This window comes from Pontimonas salivibrio (assembly GCF_002950575.1).
Taxonomy (GTDB): domain Bacteria; phylum Actinomycetota; class Actinomycetes; order Actinomycetales; family Microbacteriaceae; genus Pontimonas; species Pontimonas salivibrio.
Genome location: NZ_CP026923.1, coordinates 1,641,668 through 1,658,528 on the forward strand (window position 1 = coordinate 1,641,668; position 16,861 = coordinate 1,658,528).

General features: G+C 58.7%; 15 protein-coding genes and 1 riboswitch. Of the genes, 9 read left to right on the forward strand and 6 right to left on the reverse strand.

What is annotated here, in order from left to right; genetic code table 11:
- Positions 1-3: 3 nt before the first annotated feature.
- From C3B54_RS08165 to C3B54_RS08190, 6 genes are all read right to left on the reverse strand, one after another.
- Positions 4-1,290: an ABC transporter permease gene (locus tag C3B54_RS08165; protein ID WP_245867908.1), complete on the reverse strand. Its 1,287-nt coding sequence runs from the start codon at positions 1,288-1,290 to the stop codon at positions 4-6.
- Positions 1,287-2,480 (reverse strand): ABC transporter permease, encoded by a 1,194-nt coding sequence (locus tag C3B54_RS08170; RefSeq protein ID WP_104914059.1) that lies wholly within the window; start codon positions 2,478-2,480, stop codon positions 1,287-1,289. Before C3B54_RS08170 ends, C3B54_RS08165 begins: the two co-directional genes overlap by 4 nt.
- A complete protein-coding gene (locus C3B54_RS08175; RefSeq protein ID WP_104914060.1) occupies positions 2,477-3,988 on the reverse strand; it encodes an ABC transporter ATP-binding protein in 1,512 nt (503 codons plus the stop codon). The genes C3B54_RS08170 and C3B54_RS08175 overlap by 4 nt, the downstream gene beginning before the upstream one ends.
- 123 nt (positions 3,989-4,111) lie before the next feature.
- Positions 4,112-5,230, reverse strand: a complete 1,119-nt coding sequence (locus C3B54_RS08180; protein WP_158665612.1) for a BMP family lipoprotein — start codon at positions 5,228-5,230, stop codon at positions 4,112-4,114.
- A 168-nt stretch (positions 5,231-5,398) separates the two neighbouring features.
- Positions 5,399-6,124 carry a class I SAM-dependent methyltransferase gene (locus C3B54_RS08185; RefSeq protein ID WP_104914062.1) on the reverse strand — a complete coding sequence of 242 codons (726 nt, stop codon included), beginning with the start codon at positions 6,122-6,124 and terminating at the stop codon, positions 5,399-5,401.
- Positions 6,121-7,239: a mannose-1-phosphate guanylyltransferase gene (locus C3B54_RS08190; RefSeq protein WP_104914063.1), complete on the reverse strand. Its 1,119-nt coding sequence runs from the start codon at positions 7,237-7,239 to the stop codon at positions 6,121-6,123. Before C3B54_RS08190 ends, C3B54_RS08185 begins: the two co-directional genes overlap by 4 nt.
- A 183-nt stretch (positions 7,240-7,422) precedes the next feature.
- Here C3B54_RS08190 and C3B54_RS08195 point away from each other — a divergent pair, with 183 nt between their 5' ends.
- The 9 genes from C3B54_RS08195 to ribD all read left to right on the forward strand — a co-directional run bounded on the left by C3B54_RS08195 (position 7,423) and on the right by ribD (position 16,860).
- Positions 7,423-8,628 carry a glycosyltransferase family 4 protein gene (locus C3B54_RS08195; protein WP_104914356.1) on the forward strand — a complete coding sequence of 402 codons (1,206 nt, stop codon included), beginning with the start codon at positions 7,423-7,425 and terminating at the stop codon, positions 8,626-8,628.
- A gap of 99 nt (positions 8,629-8,727) precedes the next feature.
- A complete protein-coding gene (gene sdhC, locus C3B54_RS08200) occupies positions 8,728-9,123 on the forward strand; it encodes a succinate dehydrogenase, cytochrome b556 subunit (RefSeq protein WP_104914064.1) in 396 nt (131 codons plus the stop codon).
- Between the two features lie 4 nt (positions 9,124-9,127).
- Positions 9,128-9,577, forward strand: coding sequence for a succinate dehydrogenase hydrophobic membrane anchor subunit (locus C3B54_RS08205; RefSeq protein WP_104914065.1), 450 nt, complete (start codon positions 9,128-9,130; stop codon positions 9,575-9,577).
- Positions 9,578-9,675: 98 nt separating this feature from the next.
- Positions 9,676-11,523, forward strand: a complete 1,848-nt coding sequence (gene sdhA, locus C3B54_RS08210; RefSeq protein WP_104914066.1) for a succinate dehydrogenase flavoprotein subunit — start codon at positions 9,676-9,678, stop codon at positions 11,521-11,523.
- Complete coding sequence (locus C3B54_RS08215) at positions 11,523-12,302, forward strand: succinate dehydrogenase iron-sulfur subunit (RefSeq protein ID WP_104914067.1); 780 nt, start codon at positions 11,523-11,525, stop codon at positions 12,300-12,302. The genes sdhA and C3B54_RS08215 overlap by 1 nt, the downstream gene beginning before the upstream one ends.
- A gap of 6 nt (positions 12,303-12,308) precedes the next feature.
- Positions 12,309-13,133 carry an exodeoxyribonuclease III gene (locus tag C3B54_RS08220; RefSeq protein WP_104914068.1) on the forward strand — a complete coding sequence of 275 codons (825 nt, stop codon included), beginning with the start codon at positions 12,309-12,311 and terminating at the stop codon, positions 13,131-13,133.
- An 18-nt stretch (positions 13,134-13,151) separates the two neighbouring features.
- A complete protein-coding gene (gene trpS / locus C3B54_RS08225; RefSeq protein WP_104914069.1) occupies positions 13,152-14,165 on the forward strand; it encodes a tryptophan--tRNA ligase in 1,014 nt (337 codons plus the stop codon).
- An 18-nt stretch (positions 14,166-14,183) separates the two neighbouring features.
- Positions 14,184-15,479: a UDP-glucose dehydrogenase family protein gene (locus tag C3B54_RS08230; RefSeq protein WP_104914070.1), complete on the forward strand. Its 1,296-nt coding sequence runs from the start codon at positions 14,184-14,186 to the stop codon at positions 15,477-15,479.
- Between the two features lie 131 nt (positions 15,480-15,610).
- Positions 15,611-15,740, forward strand: a riboswitch (FMN riboswitch).
- A gap of 73 nt (positions 15,741-15,813) precedes the next feature.
- Entirely contained in the window at positions 15,814-16,860 is a 1,047-nt protein-coding gene (gene ribD, locus C3B54_RS08235) for a bifunctional diaminohydroxyphosphoribosylaminopyrimidine deaminase/5-amino-6-(5-phosphoribosylamino)uracil reductase RibD (protein WP_104914071.1), read from the forward strand.
- Position 16,861 lies beyond the last annotated feature (1 nt).

Here is a 16,861-nt window from a genome sequence, read left to right on the forward strand (position 1 = left end):
GTCTCACTCTTTCACATAGGGCTTGCCCACTGAGGCAGGCGGGCGGACTCTGCCCACAAAACCCACCACCGCAATCAACGTCACCAGGTAGGGCACCATCAAAATGAAGTCGGTGGGGATTCCAGGGCTGACCTGGTTCGCCCACACCCGAAGGATGATGCTAAAACCAAATAGAAGCGCTGCAGCCGACATGTAGAACGGGTGCCAGCGGCCGAGAATGACCACGGCGAGGGCAATAAAACCTTGTCCGGCGGTCATTTCTTTTCCGAAGGCTCCCGTGTTCCCAATCGTTAGCGCCGCACCCCCAAGGCCCGCGAGAAGCCCCCCGAGACTCACCCACCAGAATCGGGTGCGACCCACGTTGATTCCGACAGTGTCGGCGGCGAGCGGGTATTCGCCCACCGATCGAGCGCGCAGACCAAGTCGACTACGGAAGAGCACCCACCACAGCAGTGGTACGGCGAGAAACGCGGCGAAAACTGTCACGCGGTTGTCAAACAGCACCGGGCCGATAACGGGAAGATCGGAAAGTAGCGGGATGGCAAAAATGTCCAACGTCCCGGGGAAGTTCGCCCGGTCAGCGTCGCTGGAGAGCCACTGCGAGAAAAGAAAGTTGGTAATCCCAATGACGAGGACGTTAAGCACCACACCAACGATGATCTGGTCGGCGAGGTATTTCACCGCGAACACTGCGAGAACCATGCCCAGAAGCATGCCTGCGACCATCGCAGCGGCGAGGGCGACATAGAGGTTTCCGGTGAGGCTGCCTACGACTGCGCCCACGAAGGCTCCGGCGAGGAGCTGCGCCTCGATCGAAATGTTCACCACGCCGACGCGCTCCGACATGACCCCTGAGAGTCCGCCAAAGATGATGGGAACGGCGAGGATGAGGGCGTTGGCGAGCAGGAACGCCAATGGGACGGTATCGCCCGCGGCGAGCCAGCCCAGCAGGCCAAATAGTCCCACGGCGCCGTAGAGGGTGATCCACCACAATGGCACGGGAGTGTTTTTTGAGACCCACCAGGCAGCGACTGCGGTCATCGCGAGCAACATAATGCCGACAACAATGTTGACGGTGCTAGAGATTCCCACAAAGGCGGGCAGGGAGATCGCGGCGTCTTCTGCGGAGATCTTGTACTCGACAGGCTCCTGTCTGCCAAGCAGGCCAAAGAACACAAGAATGAGAATGGCGAAGAAGCCCATCACGATCGTCGAGCGCCAACTGGCCTTTTGCTCGGCAAGCGAGAACATCCCGGGGGTGACTTCTGCGCGCGAGGTATCCACCGTCACTGAGGCGCCTCCTCTCGCAGAATCCGTGCTCGTAGCCGATCCAGCGCGGGAGTCTGTTTCAAAGCGGGCAGGCGGAACACCGCACGAATTAGTGGAGGAGCAGCGATGAACAGCACAATGGCTCCCTGAATGATGCCCAGCACCTCCGGAGAAATTCCCATGATCTGCATTTGGGGCCCGCCGGCTTTGAACGCGCCAAAGAGCAGGCCGGCCAGCGCAATTCCGATGGCGTTTCCTCCACCGAGCAGCGCCACGGTGATGCCGTCAAAGCCAATTCCGGCGTGAATGCTCTGGGTGAAGCCGGTTTGAAGACCGAGGGTTTGGTGGGCAGCGCCCACCCCCACAAGAGCTGCCGACGCGAACATCGCCGCGACGTAGGTGCGACCGACGTTAATTCCGGCGCTCCTCGCAGCGTGCGGGTTGTGGCCCACCATGCGGAAGCGGTAGCCAATCGTGGAGCGCTCCATAAGCCACCAGTAAAACCACACTGCGGCGATTACGAGGAACAACCCTGCGTGCAGGCTGTAGGTCTCGGGAAAGAGTTGGGGCAGACGAGCGGTTTCAAGCGGAGCCTCCGCTTTGGGGTTCCCCCCCGATTCGGGGTCTTTCAAAAGTCCTGGGGTGCGGATAAACCAGGTGAATAGGTAGATCGAAATGTAGTTGAGCATGATGGTGAGAATCACTTCGTGAGCCCCCGTGCGGGCTTTGAAGTAGCCCACGAGAGCACCCAACATCGCCGAGCCGAGAATCGTGGCGAGCACAGCGACGAGGACGTGCACCCCGAAGGGCAGCTCCATTCTCGTCGAAACAAACGTGCCCCAGAGGATTCCAAACATCATTTGGCCGTTACCACCAATGTTGAACAAACCCACCCGGAATCCCAGGGAGATCCCCAAGCCGGCAGCGATGAGGGGGCCGGCAAACCGAATCGTCTCGGTAATCGGTTTGAGCGTATCGGCCACGCCTTCTGCACGAAGGTTCAGGATAGATCCACGGAAAAGTGCTGCATACCCGTCAGAAATCGCACCAAACCCTCCCGCAACGGCCTGCCCCGCCTCACCGGCCACGACACCGTCGATGAAGTCTTCTGCCGAGAAAAAAATAAACAGAGAGCCAATCACAAACCCTGCGACGATGGCCGCGAAAATTCGGGCGCCACTGGTGGAGAGGATCTCTCGGATGATGGTCACGCGACACTCTCCTTCGTGACACCGGCCATCAACTGGCCCAACTCTTCGCGGGGAATATCGGGGTTGACCACGCCGACGATACGTCCCCGATACATCACCGCGATTCGGTCAGCCAGGGCGTACACCTCGTCAAGTTCGGTCGAGACAATCACGACCGGGATTCCACGGTCTCGTGTAGCAATGATTTGTTCGTGGATGAACTCGATCGACCCCACGTCGACACCGCGGGTAGGCTGCGCGGCAATCAGGAGATTCAAGTCCCTACTGAGCTCACGAGCGACGACAACTTTCTGCTGGTTACCACCCGAGAGGTTTTTTGCAAGGGTCGCCGACGAGGGGGTCCGCACGTCGAAGGCTTCGATGAGCTCATCGGAGCGCTGGGCGCGCGCATCGAGGTCGATCGAAACACCGTTAACCCAGGGGGCTTGCTGGTAGGCGTTGAGCATGAAATTCTCGGCCAAGGTGAACTCGCCCACCAGGCCATCCTTCTTCCGGTCTTCGGGAATAAACCCCACACCTTTATCGAGGACCTCACGGACCGAATCGTGAGTAATGTCCTCACCAGCCAGCACAATCGTCCCGGAGGCAGGTTCGCGAAGGCCCAAGAGCGCCTCAGCCAGTTCGGTTTGGCCATTCCCTTGCACCCCGGCAATGGCGAGGACCTCTCCGGAGCGCACCTCGAGGCTCACGGCATCGAGAACTTTCTGGTTGCGTTCATCAATCACGGTGAGATCTGAAATGGAGAGCACCACCTCTCCCGGCTGTGCAGGGTCCTTATCAACGGAGAGATCAACGGCCCGGCCCACCATCAAGGAGGCCAGCTTGTCGATGGCGGTGTCTGGACTGGCAGTTTCGACCACTTTGCCTTGGCGGATCACAACAATTCGGTCACAGACCTCTTGGACTTCGCGGAGTTTGTGGGTGATGAACACGATACTCGTGCCCTCGTTGGCGAGCTGGCGCATAATGTCCATCAGCTCATCTGTTTCCTGTGGTGTGAGCACGGCAGTGGGTTCGTCGAGGACGAGCACTTTGGCATCCCGGGCCAGTGCTTTGATGATCTCGACCCGCTGCTGAACTCCGACAGGAAGGTCTTCTACCACCGCATCAGGGTCGACGCTGAAACCAAAACGCTCCGAAATTTCGCGCACCATTCGGCGCGCCTCATCGAGATCGAGGACCCCGGCGGCGCGGGTTGGCTCGTGGCCAAGAATCACGTTTTCCGCGACGGTAAACACAGGAATGAGCATGAAGTGCTGGTGGACCATTCCGATCCCGGCCGCCATCGCATCGCCAGGACCGCGGAACGATACCCGCTGATCATCGAGCAGGATATCCCCGGAGTCAGCCTGGTAGAGCCCGTAGAGGAGGTTCATCAAAGTGGACTTGCCTGCACCGTTTTCGCCCAGCAAACCGAGAATCTCCCCAGGGTTGACGGTGAGGGAAATGTTGTCATTGGCGACCACTTTTCCGAAGCGTTTGGACATTCCCCGCAGTTCGAGCTTCACCCGGTGTCCTCTCTCTCGCCCCAGTGCCTAGCTCATCCTACGCGAGCCCAGAGCGCCGATATTCCCCCCAAATGACTGTGGCCCCCGGAATATTCCGGGGGCCACAATGGATCGACGGTATGACTAGGACAGTGGGTCCACGTCGCCGTCGATGATGCCCTGCTTGAGCACGGCCAGGCGGTCTTTGACGTCCTGAGAGATCTCCGAGTCGAACTCGTAGAACGGGGAGATGTCGGTGCCGCCGTTAGCGAGGTTTCCGAGGTAGGTCTCGTTAGAGAACTCTCCGCCACTCGAGAGGTCGGCGATGATTTCGAAGGTCGCCACCGACATGCGCTTCTCGGCTGAGGTGAGCACTAGCGGTGCGTACTGCGGCGAAGTTGCAGCGATGTCGAGGTCGACACCCACCATCACACCGTCAATACCGGCGTCAGCGATTGCTTCCGACGCAGCTCCGAACTGGTCTCCACCCACGGGGAAGAGGACATCGGCACCGGCCTCGACGAGGCTCGCGGCGATCGACTTCGAGGTGGCGCTGTTGGGCGCGAAGTCACCGATGAAGTCACCGGTTCCCGCCTCGGGGTCCCAGCCGACCACGGTCACCTCAGTGCCAGTGTCTGCCTCATAGGCTTTTGCGCCGTAGTAGTAGCCGTCCATGAAGTCAGTGACCGGCGGAATTTGGACACCACCGTATGTACCGATGACCTTAGAGGTGGAGTAGGCGGCAGCGGTGTAACCGGCGAGGTAGCTCGACTCGAACATCGCGTAACGCACTGACTTCACGTTCGGGAGCGGCTCACCGTCAACCGTGTTGTCACCATCCACGGCCACGTAGACCATGTCGGGGTTTTCCTGGGCGGAGGCTTTGAGCGCTTCCTCAAGAGCGAATCCGACACCGAAGATCACGTCGCAGCCTTCGTCCACAGTGGCTTGGACGTTGGGGGCGAAGTCTTCAGGGGTGTTGGACTCGAGGGCGCGAATCTCGACCCCGAGTTCTTCTTCAGCCTGCTGAAGGCCACGGTAAACGGCCTCGTTAAACGATGCGTCTTCCCAGCTTCCTTCATCGGACACAGCGCAGGCGAGGAAGTCAAGCTGCGCGGGTGCCTCGGCGGTTTCTTCAGTTTCAGCTGGTTCTTCGGTCGCTTCCTCAGCGACCTCGGCGGTTCCGGCGCAGCCGGAGAGAACAAGAGCAATAGCTCCTGCTGCCGCGAAGCCCGCGAGGGTCTTCTTGGTAAGTGTTGCCATGTGTTGGGGATTTCCTCTCATACGTGAATGTCGTCCGAGGCGGGCCTGACTCGTCTGTTGTCAGATTGAGGGCACCGCCGGACTTCTGGTGAACCACATCTTACGCTCGCGTGAGCGCTTGGATGCATCCTGTCGAGCGCCAAGGCCAGACCGTATCCAAGCTGTTACTTACGCCCGCCCAAGAATGCGTCTGGCAAGGTTTTTGCGGGCGCGTTTTCTTGTCTTCGCCTGACGGTGACGGGCGATGCGCTGTTTTTCTTCCGTGGCGACCCGCACAAGTTCTGGGTGGGGTTCGTACACCCGGGCTGTTGATTCGGAGGTTTTCACAAAAAACCACGATGGGTAGCGGTTATAACTGTGGTCTTCGGTGCGCTCAGTTTGTTTGAGCCCGACGCCTAACGCCTCGGCAAAGTCATTGACTGCCCACTGCACCAATGGCCAGTCGTCGTGGTAGTCATCGCCAGCCATCACGCCTCCCACTTTCACGGTGGGGAACCAATCAGCGAGGGTTTGGCCTCCCTCTTGACCGGTGTGGGCGAAACCGTCCACGTAGACAAAGTCAAAAAATTCGTCGGGGAATAGCTCACGCGCTTCTTCAAACGTCATGCGCAGCAGGGAGTAGTTGGTGTGAAGGCCGACGGCGCCTAGCGCCGCGCGGTATTCGTCAATGTGGTGGTAGTAGTCGTCGTAAGTATCCACTCCGAAGACTTTGGCGAACTTTCCCGAACCGGTCATTTTTGCGGAAAAGCTTCCCGCGGCCACACCCAGCTCGATACCGACATTCTTTTTTCCACCAAGGGCGTTCAGCACGCCCTCGCGGCCCACACCAGAAACGAGTTCCACGGTGGGTCGGTTCATGTGCTGGTGGGCTAAGGCGCGCAATGCGTCGCTCACAACACTCCTCCACGATCTTGCTGATTCAACATGTCCACTAATGCTCGCACGCGCTGAGCGTGTTCTTTCGACGTCACCAACAGCGCATCGGGGGTATCAACAACGACAATGTCGTCAAGACCGACCACGGTCACGAGCCTGCTGGATTGGCTGACCACAATGCCGGTGGCACTATCGGATAGCACCATGGTGTTATCCCCCAGGATGGCTAAATCGCCGGGCCCCTTCGAGTGCATGCGGGCCAGCGCGGCAAAGTCGCCGACATCGTCCCAACCAAAGTCACCAGGGATCACCACCATTCCACCAGCCGCCGCGGTCGGCTCTGCCACGGCGTAGTCGATGGCGATTTTTTCTAACTCGGGCCACAACCGGTCGGTCACACGGTCACGCTCTGGGCTATCCCACGAGGCAGCCATTTCCCGAAGCGCCGCCACGAGTTCCGGTTTTTCTTCCGCCATGCGGCCCAGCAAGACAGATGCTTTGGCAATAAACATTCCAGCGTTCCAGAGGTAGTCGCCGGAGGCGACGTATTGGGTTGCGGTGGCGAAGTCGGGCTTTTCCACAAAACTGCTGACGAGTAGGGCGGATGGAGCACCCTCAATGCTCTCCGGAGTGGCGGCGTGAATGTAACCAAAAGCACTGGAAGCTTCGCTAGGGCGAATGCCAATAGTGACGACCCAGTCAGCCTGTGCCGCGTGATAGCCCTCAGTGACAGCTCGATGAAACGCTTCGTCATCTGAGATGACGTGATCAGCGGCAAACGAACCGACTATGGCTTCTGGGTCTCGCCGCTCAATGATGGCTGCGACCAAACCAATGGCGGCAGCAGATTCTTTCGGGCTTGGTTCGCTCACCAGGTGGTCAGGCTGTAAGTCGGGTAACTGCGAGCGCACAGCAGGCGCGTGAGACACACCCGTGGCGACCACAATGTTGTCTGCACCGGCAAGAGCCACCAGGCGATCCCAGGTGTTTCGAAGCAGCGTGTTGCCGTTGCCGGCTAGGTCGTGCAGAAATTTGGGGTGGTCTGCTCTAGAGAGTGGCCACAATCTGGAGCCGACACCGCCTGCGGGAATGATGGCGTGAAAGTGGGGCAAGACTGCCTGCGTGTCGCCCATCTACTCCTCGTTTTCCCCTTGTGTGACGTGTGCGTGGTGTGGTTCACCAGAGGCTCGTCGAGTGTTTACCCCGTGGTCACCCCAGTGAACCCGCTCTGGTTCGAAAGCCTACCTACTGTGGGGCTCATACGCCGGAGTGGGCCCCTCAGGAGCTTTCTCGGGGCCGGAAACCAAGGGGGTTGGATGCGCGTCGCGATCGTCACCGAAAGTTTTCTTCCGACATTAAACGGCGTCACCAACAGCGTGTTGAGGGTGTGCGACTACTTACGCTCTGAGGGCCACGACGTCATGGTGATTGCCCCACAGGTTTCCGGCAGTGATACTGCTGAAGTTCACAGGGAGGTTCCTCCAGGGGTCCGTGTCCACCGGGTGCCCTCTGTGGCGTACCGAGAATTTCCGGTCGGACTTCCACACCCCATGGTCAGTGCACTGTTGCAGAAATTTCGACCCGATGTTCTCCACGCGGCGAGTCCGTTCTTATTGGGTTACCAAGCCTTATTGGCGGCCAAGAAGTTAGGGATTGCGTCGGTGGCCATTTTCCAAACGGATGTCGCCGGCTATGCCAAACGAAACGCTTTGGGGGCGACGGAGCATTTTGCCTGGTGGGTGGTCTCACGCATCCACAACACCGCCGATCTCACCCTTGTGCCGTCTCAGACATCCCGCGATCAGCTCGAAAAATGCGGGGTGGAAGCGATTGCGCATTGGGCCCGGGGTGTGGATGTGGAAGGGTTCCATCCGGCCCACAAGTCCGACTCAGAGGTTATCCAACGGAAGAAGTCGTTTTCCCCACTGCAGGAAGTAGTCATCGGCTATGTGGGCCGTTTAGCTCCGGAGAAAAACGTGGAGCGCTTGGCAGCGCTCAAAGGGCTCAAGAATGTGCACGTTGTGGTGGTCGGTGATGGTCCCTCAGCTGACAGTGTGACAACCGCTCTTGGCGGTGTCCCCCACACGATGACCGGTGCACTTCGAGGGGCAGAGTTGCACAAGATTTATGGGGCGTTTGACCTTTTTGTCCACACGGGCGAGGAGGAAACGTTTGGCCAAACCCTTCAAGAAGCGCACGCGTCTGGCCTTCCCGTCATCGCACCGGCAATTGGTGGTCCCCTCGATTTGGTGGATCACGGTCGTGACGGGTTGCTTTATCGCTCCGGTGACGATGCAGGCATGCGGGCGGCCGTCGAATTGCTGGTTCGTGATGCCCCGCTTCGCGCCCGAATGGGCGAAGCGGGCCGCAGGAAAGTACTCGGCCGTGATTGGGGTTCTTTGTGCAGAGAACTGGTCGGCTACTACCAGCAGGTCAGGTCGGAACCCAACCGGGTCCACCTCTTCGAAAAGGCTTCACAGCGTGCTGTCAAGCTCCCGGGAAAGGTCACCCGGGTCGCCTAGCTGAGAGTGTTGTTATCTGCGGAGGATTATGCTTGCGGGAAGCGCAACGAGGAAGGTGCTAGCTCCGTGACGACGACAGCGACTCCCGCGTCATCACCGGTGGCCCCGGCTCCCCGCCGATCGGTCATCCCAGGTGGGACGCTTTACCGTGGCAAAGAAGGCATGTGGTCTTGGGTCCTCCACCGCATCACAGGTGTGGGCCTCTACTTCTTCTTACTGGTGCACATTTTGGACACCGCTCTCATTCGGGTGAGCCCCGAGGCCTACAACATTGTGATCGGTGCCTACCAAACACCGATTATGGGTGTGGCCGAAATTGGCCTGGTCGCTGCCGTGGTCTTCCACGCATTCAATGGACTTCGGATCATCTTGGTCGACTTCTGGAACATCGGAACCCGAATCCACAAGTCAATGTTCTACGTGGTGCTGGGCCTATGGCTCGCGACCATGATTGCGTTTACCCCCCGTCACCTCATGAACGTGTTTGGTTGGTGATCGAATGAGCGTCACGATTGAAGTTCCCAACACCCCCGTTCGCCCGCACAAGCGTGGGGTGAACTGGGAAAAATGGGGCTGGATTTACATGCGCGTCTCCGGCATCGCCCTTATCGTTCTCATTTTTGGTCACCTTTTTGTGAACCTCATGGTGGGTGACGGTGTGAAAGCAATCGACTTTGCGTTTGTGGCGGGAAAACTCACCAACCCGTTCTGGATTGTCTGGGATACGGCCATGTTGTGGTTGGCGCTCATTCACGGTGCCAACGGTATGCGCACGATCGTGAACGACTATGCAACCCGCGAGCGCACCCGCATGATCCTGCACGGCGCACTGGTGGTGTCCACGGTGGCACTACTGATTTTGGGAACGCTCACCATTTACGCGTTCGACCCGTGCCCGGCTGGTTCGCCCGCTGAGCATCTGCCTTCGTTCTGCGGTGTCGCGGGCTAAGTATGTGCACGGTAAGTATGAACAAGGGCGACTTTTCGCCTGGGAGCACTGTATTTACAGCACACGCATAAGGAAACTGGCACAAGGAAAAAGGAGCCATGACCACCACTGATCACAACCCCGTGACAAGCACCACCGATGACAACGGGATTACCACCCACACCCACGAATTTGATGTCGTAATTGTCGGTGCCGGTGGGGCTGGCATGCGCGCCGCCATCGAGGCTGGCCCGCACGCGAAAACGGCGGTCATTTCGAAGCTTTACCCCACCCGCTCGCACACCGGTGCCGCCCAGGGCGGCATGGCTGCCGCGCTGGCCAACATTGAAGAGGACTCGTGGGAGTGGCACACCTTTGACACCGTCAAAGGTGGCGACTATCTGGTCGACCAGGATGCTGCCGAAATTCTCGCCAAAGAAGCCATCGACGCGATTATTGATTTAGAAAACATGGGGTTGCCGTTTAACAGAACCCCGGATGGCAAAATCGACCAGCGTCGTTTCGGTGGTCACACCCGCGACCACGGTAAAGCACCGGTGCGCCGCTCGTGTTACGCCGCTGACCGCACCGGTCACATGATTTTGCAGACCCTCTACCAAAACTGCGTGAAGCTCGGCATCAACTTCTTCAACGAGTTTTACGTGTTGGACCTCATCATGGTTCCCGACACGTCACGCAAAGCCAAAAAGGGTGGGAAGAAGCCGCAGCGCGCCGCGGGAGTGGTCGCCTATGAACTGGCTACCGGCGACATTCACGTCTTCCACGCCAAATCTGTGGTGTTCGCCACGGGTGGTTTTGGAAAGATTTACAAAACCACCTCAAACGCCCACACCCTCACCGGTGACGGTGTCGGAATTATTTGGCGCAAAGGCATTCCGCTTGAAGATATGGAATTTTTCCAATTTCACCCGACAGGCCTCGCCGGTCTAGGCATCCTGCTCACCGAGGGCGCCCGCGGTGAGGGGGCCATTTTGCGAAATGCTTCCGGTGAGCGGTTCATGGAGCGCTACGCCCCCACCATTAAAGACCTCGCTCCCAGGGACATCATCGCTCGCTGCATGGTCCAAGAAGTCCAAGAAGGCCGAGGAGCCGGACCCAATAAGGACTACGTCTTGCTCGATTGCACCCACTTGGGCGCAGAAGTGTTGGAATCAAAACTTCCCGACATCACCGAATTTGCTCGCACCTATTTGGGTGTGGACCCGGTGACGGAACCCGTACCGGTCATGCCGACCGCGCACTACGCCATGGGCGGTATCCCCACCAACATCAAAGCCGAAGTGCTCTCCGACAACGACACCGTCGTTGCCGGGCTGTACGCCGCCGGTGAATGTGCGTGTGTGTCGGTCCACGGCTCCAACCGCCTGGGCACCAACTCGCTGTTGGACATCAACGTGTTTGGTAAAAGGGCGGGGCGCTACTCCGTCGAATACGCGAACTCGGCAGACATGCCCGAGCTTCCCGAAGACCCCAGTGCCGAGGTGCGAAACCTCATTGCCCACACTCTTTCGGCTGACGGGCCGGAGCGCATCGCCCCGATTCGTAAAGAACTGCAAGAAGAGATGGACAAGAACGCGCAAGTCTTCCGCACCGAAGAGTCTTTGAATTCGGTGGGTCAGACCATTCACGAACTGCGTGATCGCTACCAAAAAATTGGTATCCACGACCGCGGTAAGCGCTACAACACGGACCTGTTGGAAGCCATCGAGCTTGGCTTCTTGCTCGATATTTCCGAAGTGGTTGTCGCGTCAGCGAAAAACCGCGAAGAAAGCCGCGGTGGTCACATGCGTGATGACTTCCCAGATCGAAACGACGACAAGTTCATGGTCCACACCATGGCTTACCTCACGGGGGACCCCAAGTCCTCCTCTGTCGATGATCACATCGACATTGATTGGAAACCCGTGGTGATTACGCACTACCAGCCCATGGAGAGGAAGTACTAATGACTATTCTCGACGCCTCCGTTGATGGCGCCATCGACACCGCCACTCCCCCGGCTGCCGCCGCTGAGATTGAATCCTTCACCGTCACCTTCATCGTCAGGCGGTTTAACCCCGAAACGGACGCTGAGCCGTATTGGCAGGACTTCGACGTGGAAATGTATTCCACCGACAAAGTCCTCGACGGTTTACACAAAATTAAGTGGGACATGGACGGCACCTTGGCATTTCGTCGAAGCTGCGCCCACGGAATCTGTGGCTCAGATGCGATGCGCATCAACGGGCGAAACCGTTTGGCCTGTAAGACACTGATTAAAGATTTGGATGTCTCGGAGCCGGTCTACATCGAAGCCATCAAAGGCCTGCCGTTGGAAAAAGATCTCATTGTCGACATGGAGCCCTTCTTCGAGTCGTACCGCCAGGTTCAGCCTTTCCTGCAGGCAACCTCGAAGCCCGAAAAAGAGCGCCTGCAGTCGCCGGAAGAGCGCGCCCGTTTTGATGACACCACCAAGTGCATCCTGTGTGCTGCGTGCACGTCGAGTTGCCCCGTGTTTTGGACTGACGGTCAATATTTTGGCCCGGCAGCCATTGTGAACGCTCACCGCTTCATTTTTGATTCCCGTGACGAAGCAGCCGATGTGCGCTTGGAAATCTTGAACGATAAAGAAGGTGTCTGGCGCTGTCGGACCACCTTTAACTGCACGGACGCCTGCCCTCGCGGTATTGAGGTCACTAAGGCGATCGCTGAAGTGAAGCAGGCCATCCTGCGTGGCGGGGCGTAACAACCGTTGCTTCGTATCGCCTCGATTAACGTCAACGGCGTGAGGGCGGCCTACCGCAAAGGAATGGCCGACTGGGTGGCCACAAGCGGTGCCGACATCCTCACGCTGCAGGAAGTGCGCGCTGAGACGGCCGATCTGGAAAAACTGATCGATGACGGCTGGCATATCGCCCACGATGCGTGCAGTCAAAAAGGGCGCGCAGGGGTCGCGATCGTCTCAAAACTGCCTTTGGGGGAAATCAGCACCGACCTCGGCCCCGATTCGGTTGATACGTCGGGGCGGTGGATCGAATGCGACATTGCCACGCCTGGAGGGAACGCCCTTCGGCTGGTGAGTGCCTACGTGCACTCCGGTGAGGCGGGCACCCCGAAGCAAGATGCCAAATACGAATTTCTCGACCACATGCACACTCGCATGCAAGAACTCGGCACACAACCCCACGCATTGGTCACGGGCGATTTAAACGTTGGACACCGCTGGTTGGATATCAAAAACTGGAAAGGTAATCGCAAAAACTCGGGGTTCTTACCCGAAGAGCGCGAATACTTTGACCGCTGGTTGGGCCACGAAGACGACGATGACTACAACACCGGTGACGGTGGCCGGTTTGTTGACGTGGGTCGAAAAATCTCTGGTGAAGTCGAAGGCCCCTACTCGTGGTGGAGCTTCCGCGGCAAAGCCTTCGATAATGACACCGGCTGGCGCATCGACTACCACTTAGCCACTCCCGCCCTCGCCGAGACGGTGAAGGCTTACCGGATTGACCGGGCCCCCAGCTACGACACTCGCTGGTCGGACCATGCGCCCGTTGTCGCCGACTACGACATCTAGTCGACTACTCTGTTCCGGGTGACTACACCCCGTCTTTTCTCTGGCATGCAGCCCTCTGCTGATTCCCTGCACTTTGGTAACTGGGCGGGGGCACTCCTGCAGTGGAAGGACATGCAAGACACTCACGACGCCACCTACTGTGTGGTTGACTTGCACGCCATCACGGTGCCCCAAGACCCCAAAGCGCTGACCCATCAGACCAGGCGCACCGCCGCGCAATACATTGCGGCGGGTATTGACCCCGAAAAGTCGACGCTGTTCGTCCAATCCCACGTTCCCGCCCACACCCAGTTGGCGTGGGTGTTAAACACCATTACTGCGTTTGGTGAGGCAGGCCGCATGACGCAGTTCAAAGACAAGTCGCAAAAAGAGGGAACCGATCACGCCAGTGTGGGGCTTTTTACCTACCCGATCCTTCAAGCGGCTGACATCCTGCTCTACGACGCGGATGTCGTCCCGGTGGGTGAAGACCAGCGCCAACACATTGAGCTCACCCGTGACCTCGCAGGGCGTTTTAACCAACGCTTTGGTGACACGCTGGTTCAACCCGAAGCGAAAATCCTCAAAGAGACCGCCAAAATTTACGACCTGCAACACCCGGGTTCAAAAATGTCCAAATCGGGTGAATCCCCCCAAGGCATCGTCTGGCTGTTGGATGACGAAAAAACACTGACCAAAAAAATCAAATCAGCCGTCACCGACTCCGAGCCGGAAGTGCGCTTCGACCCTGAAGCGAAACCGGGCGTATCCAACCTGTTGACCATGTTCTCCATCACCTCAGGAATGACCATTGCCCAAGCGGAAGCGCATTTTGCGGGCTCCGGCTACGGCGACCTGAAAACCCAGGTCGCCGAGGCAGTGGTCGCTGCGTTCGCACCAATCAAAGCGCGCACCGAAGAATTGTTGTCCGATCCGGCGGAGCTTGATCGACTGTTGGCCCTCGGGGCTTCCCGGGCCAACGAGGTCGCCACCGCCACACTCCAGCGGGTGTATGACGCCGTCGGGTTTTTAGCGCCCACCAACCGTCCCTGAACTGATTAGGCTTACCGGGTGAAGATTTCTGTCATTGGGTGTGGGTATTTGGGTGCCGTTCACGCGGCAGGAATGGCCGAAATTGGCCACGACGTGGTCGGCATCGACGTTGACCCCCACAAAGTGGAGCGCTTAAACCGCGCCGAAGCCCCTTTTTTTGAACCAGGCTTCGATGAGCTGTTGGCCAAAAACGCTTCCAGGTTGCACTTTTCGACCGAGATGGCGGACCTGGCCAGCGCGCAGGTGCACTTCCTCACGGTCGGAACCCCGCAGTCACCGACCGGTGCGGCCGATATGACCTACGTCAACCAAGCCACCGAAGCCCTCCTGCCGTATCTCTCAGAAGGCTCTGTGGTGGTCGGAAAATCCACCGTCCCGGTAGGAACCGCGGAGCGCCTTCGCGCCATGATTGAGCCCACCGGGGCGAAGCTGATGTGGAACCCAGAATTCTTGCGTGAAGGCTTTGCGGTTCAAGACACTCTCGCCCCCGACCGCCTGGTCTATGGCATCAGTGCCGGCGATGAGGACTTAGTCGAGGTGCTCGATTCGGTGTATCGACCACTGATTGAGCGGGAAACTCCCCGCCTGGTGATGGATTTCGCGACCGCTGAGCTGGTGAAAGTCGCCGCGAACTCGTTTTTGGCCACAAAGATTTCTTTCATTAACGCGATGGCCGAAATTTCGGACCAGGTCGGTGCTGACGTGACCATGTTGGCTGATGCCATCGGCCACGATTCGCGCATCGGGCGCAAGTTTTTGAACGCCGGCATCGGCTTCGGTGGAGGTTGTCTGCCTAAAGACATCCGCGGGTTTGTCCAACGAGCCAATGAGCTGGGTGTCGGAAACGCTGTCGCCTTCCTCGGTGATGTCGACGAAATCAACATGCGCCGGCGCACCAGGGTCTTAGATGTCCTCGCAGAAGAACTAGGTGACCTGTCCCAGGTCACTGTTGCCCTGTGGGGGTTGGCGTTCAAACCAGACTCCGATGACATCCGTGACTCCCCCGCATTAGACATTGCCGAAAATCTGGCCCGAGCGGGCGCGCATGTGCGCGCCTACGACCCGGAGGCGATGGGTCCCGCCAAAGCCCGGCTGGAACAATCCGGGCTTGGCGACCACATCACCCTGGTCGACTCTGCGCAGGAAGCCTTGGACGGCTCCGATGCGCTTGTGGTGGCCACCGAGTGGAAAGCTTTCCGCGAGTTTGACCCCGCCACTGTGAGCGCGTCCCTCGTGGTTGATGGTCGCAATTGTCTGGACCGTGAGACGTGGAAAGCAGCCGGTTGGCGCTACCGCGGCATGGGCCGCAAGTAACCTGACCACCCAGCGGGAAGCCCAGAGGGTAACCGACGGTCTCCTTGGCGGTGATCTGCCAAGGAGTAGTCAATAAACAGTAAAGACCAAGGCTCTTATCGGGAGCCCGGCCTATACTCGAAACAAATTGAACAATGCTCCGGGGTCGGTGAAAATCCGAGCCGGCGGTGAAAGTCCGCGACCCGACTGGCCACGTGCTAGGCGGTTGATTCGGTGAAATTCCGAAACCGACGGTGAAAGTCCGGATGGGAGGAGCAATAACGGGTGCCAGCGCGGGAATGCGTAGGGCCCCTTTAGTGTTATTCACCCCGGGGCTCTACACAACCCGGATGAGATGAACAACACAGCACAAGACCAGAACACGCTCGAGGCCATGGCCCGAGCGCTGAGTCTTGCTGCCCGCTCGCCTGAGGTGGGAAGAAACCCCCGTGTGGGCTGTGTGCTGACTGATGATTCCGGCAACATCGTGGCTGAGGGTTACCACTTAGGGGCAGGCCACCCCCACGCGGAAGTCGAAGCCCTAGGTGACGCCCGTGCAAAAGGTGTCGACACTCGCGGTCTGACTGCAGTAGTCACCCTGGAGCCGTGTAATCACCATGGCACGACAGGACCGTGTTCCCTGGCGCTCCAAGAAGCCGGTATCGCCCGCGTGGTTTTCGGAGCGTCCGATCCGGGAGACCATTCCGGCGGCGGTCACGCCACACTGTCTGCTGCCGGCATTGAGGTGGTTCCCGGTGTGATGGCTCAGCAGTCTGAAGATCTCAACACACACTGGTTTTTTGCGATGCGCCAGCAGCGTCCATTTGTGACGGCCAAGTGGGCGCAGTCGCTCGATGGGCGATCCGCCGCTCCCGACCAGACCAGTCAGTGGATTACCGGAACAGAATCCAGGCACCGTGTCCACGAACAACGAGCACAGCACGGGGTGATCATGGTGGGTACCACGACGGCGCTGGTCGATAACCCGAGCCTCACCGCCAGGACACCAGAAGGTGGCCTGGCCTCAACGCAGCCCCACGCTGTGGTGATGGGCCACCGGGAAATTCCTGAAACCTCCGCGGTGAGAAACCACCCGGGTGGATTTCAACAGATGTCCACGCACGAACCACAGCGGGCCCTGGAGGAGCTGTTTACCCAAGGCTTCCGCTCCGTGTATTTAGAGGGCGGAAAAACCCTGATGAGTGCCTTTGTCCAAGCAGACTTGGTCGACGAGCACCACATCACCATGGGGCCCATGCTGCTCGGAGGGAAATACCTTGCCGTGGACGATATCGGCGTAGAAACCATGAGTGACGCGAAAGCGCTCACCATTTCGAGTGTCGAAACACTCGGTAGTGATATCTGGGTGGTTGCCACACCCACCCGAGCGGAGGAGGAATAGG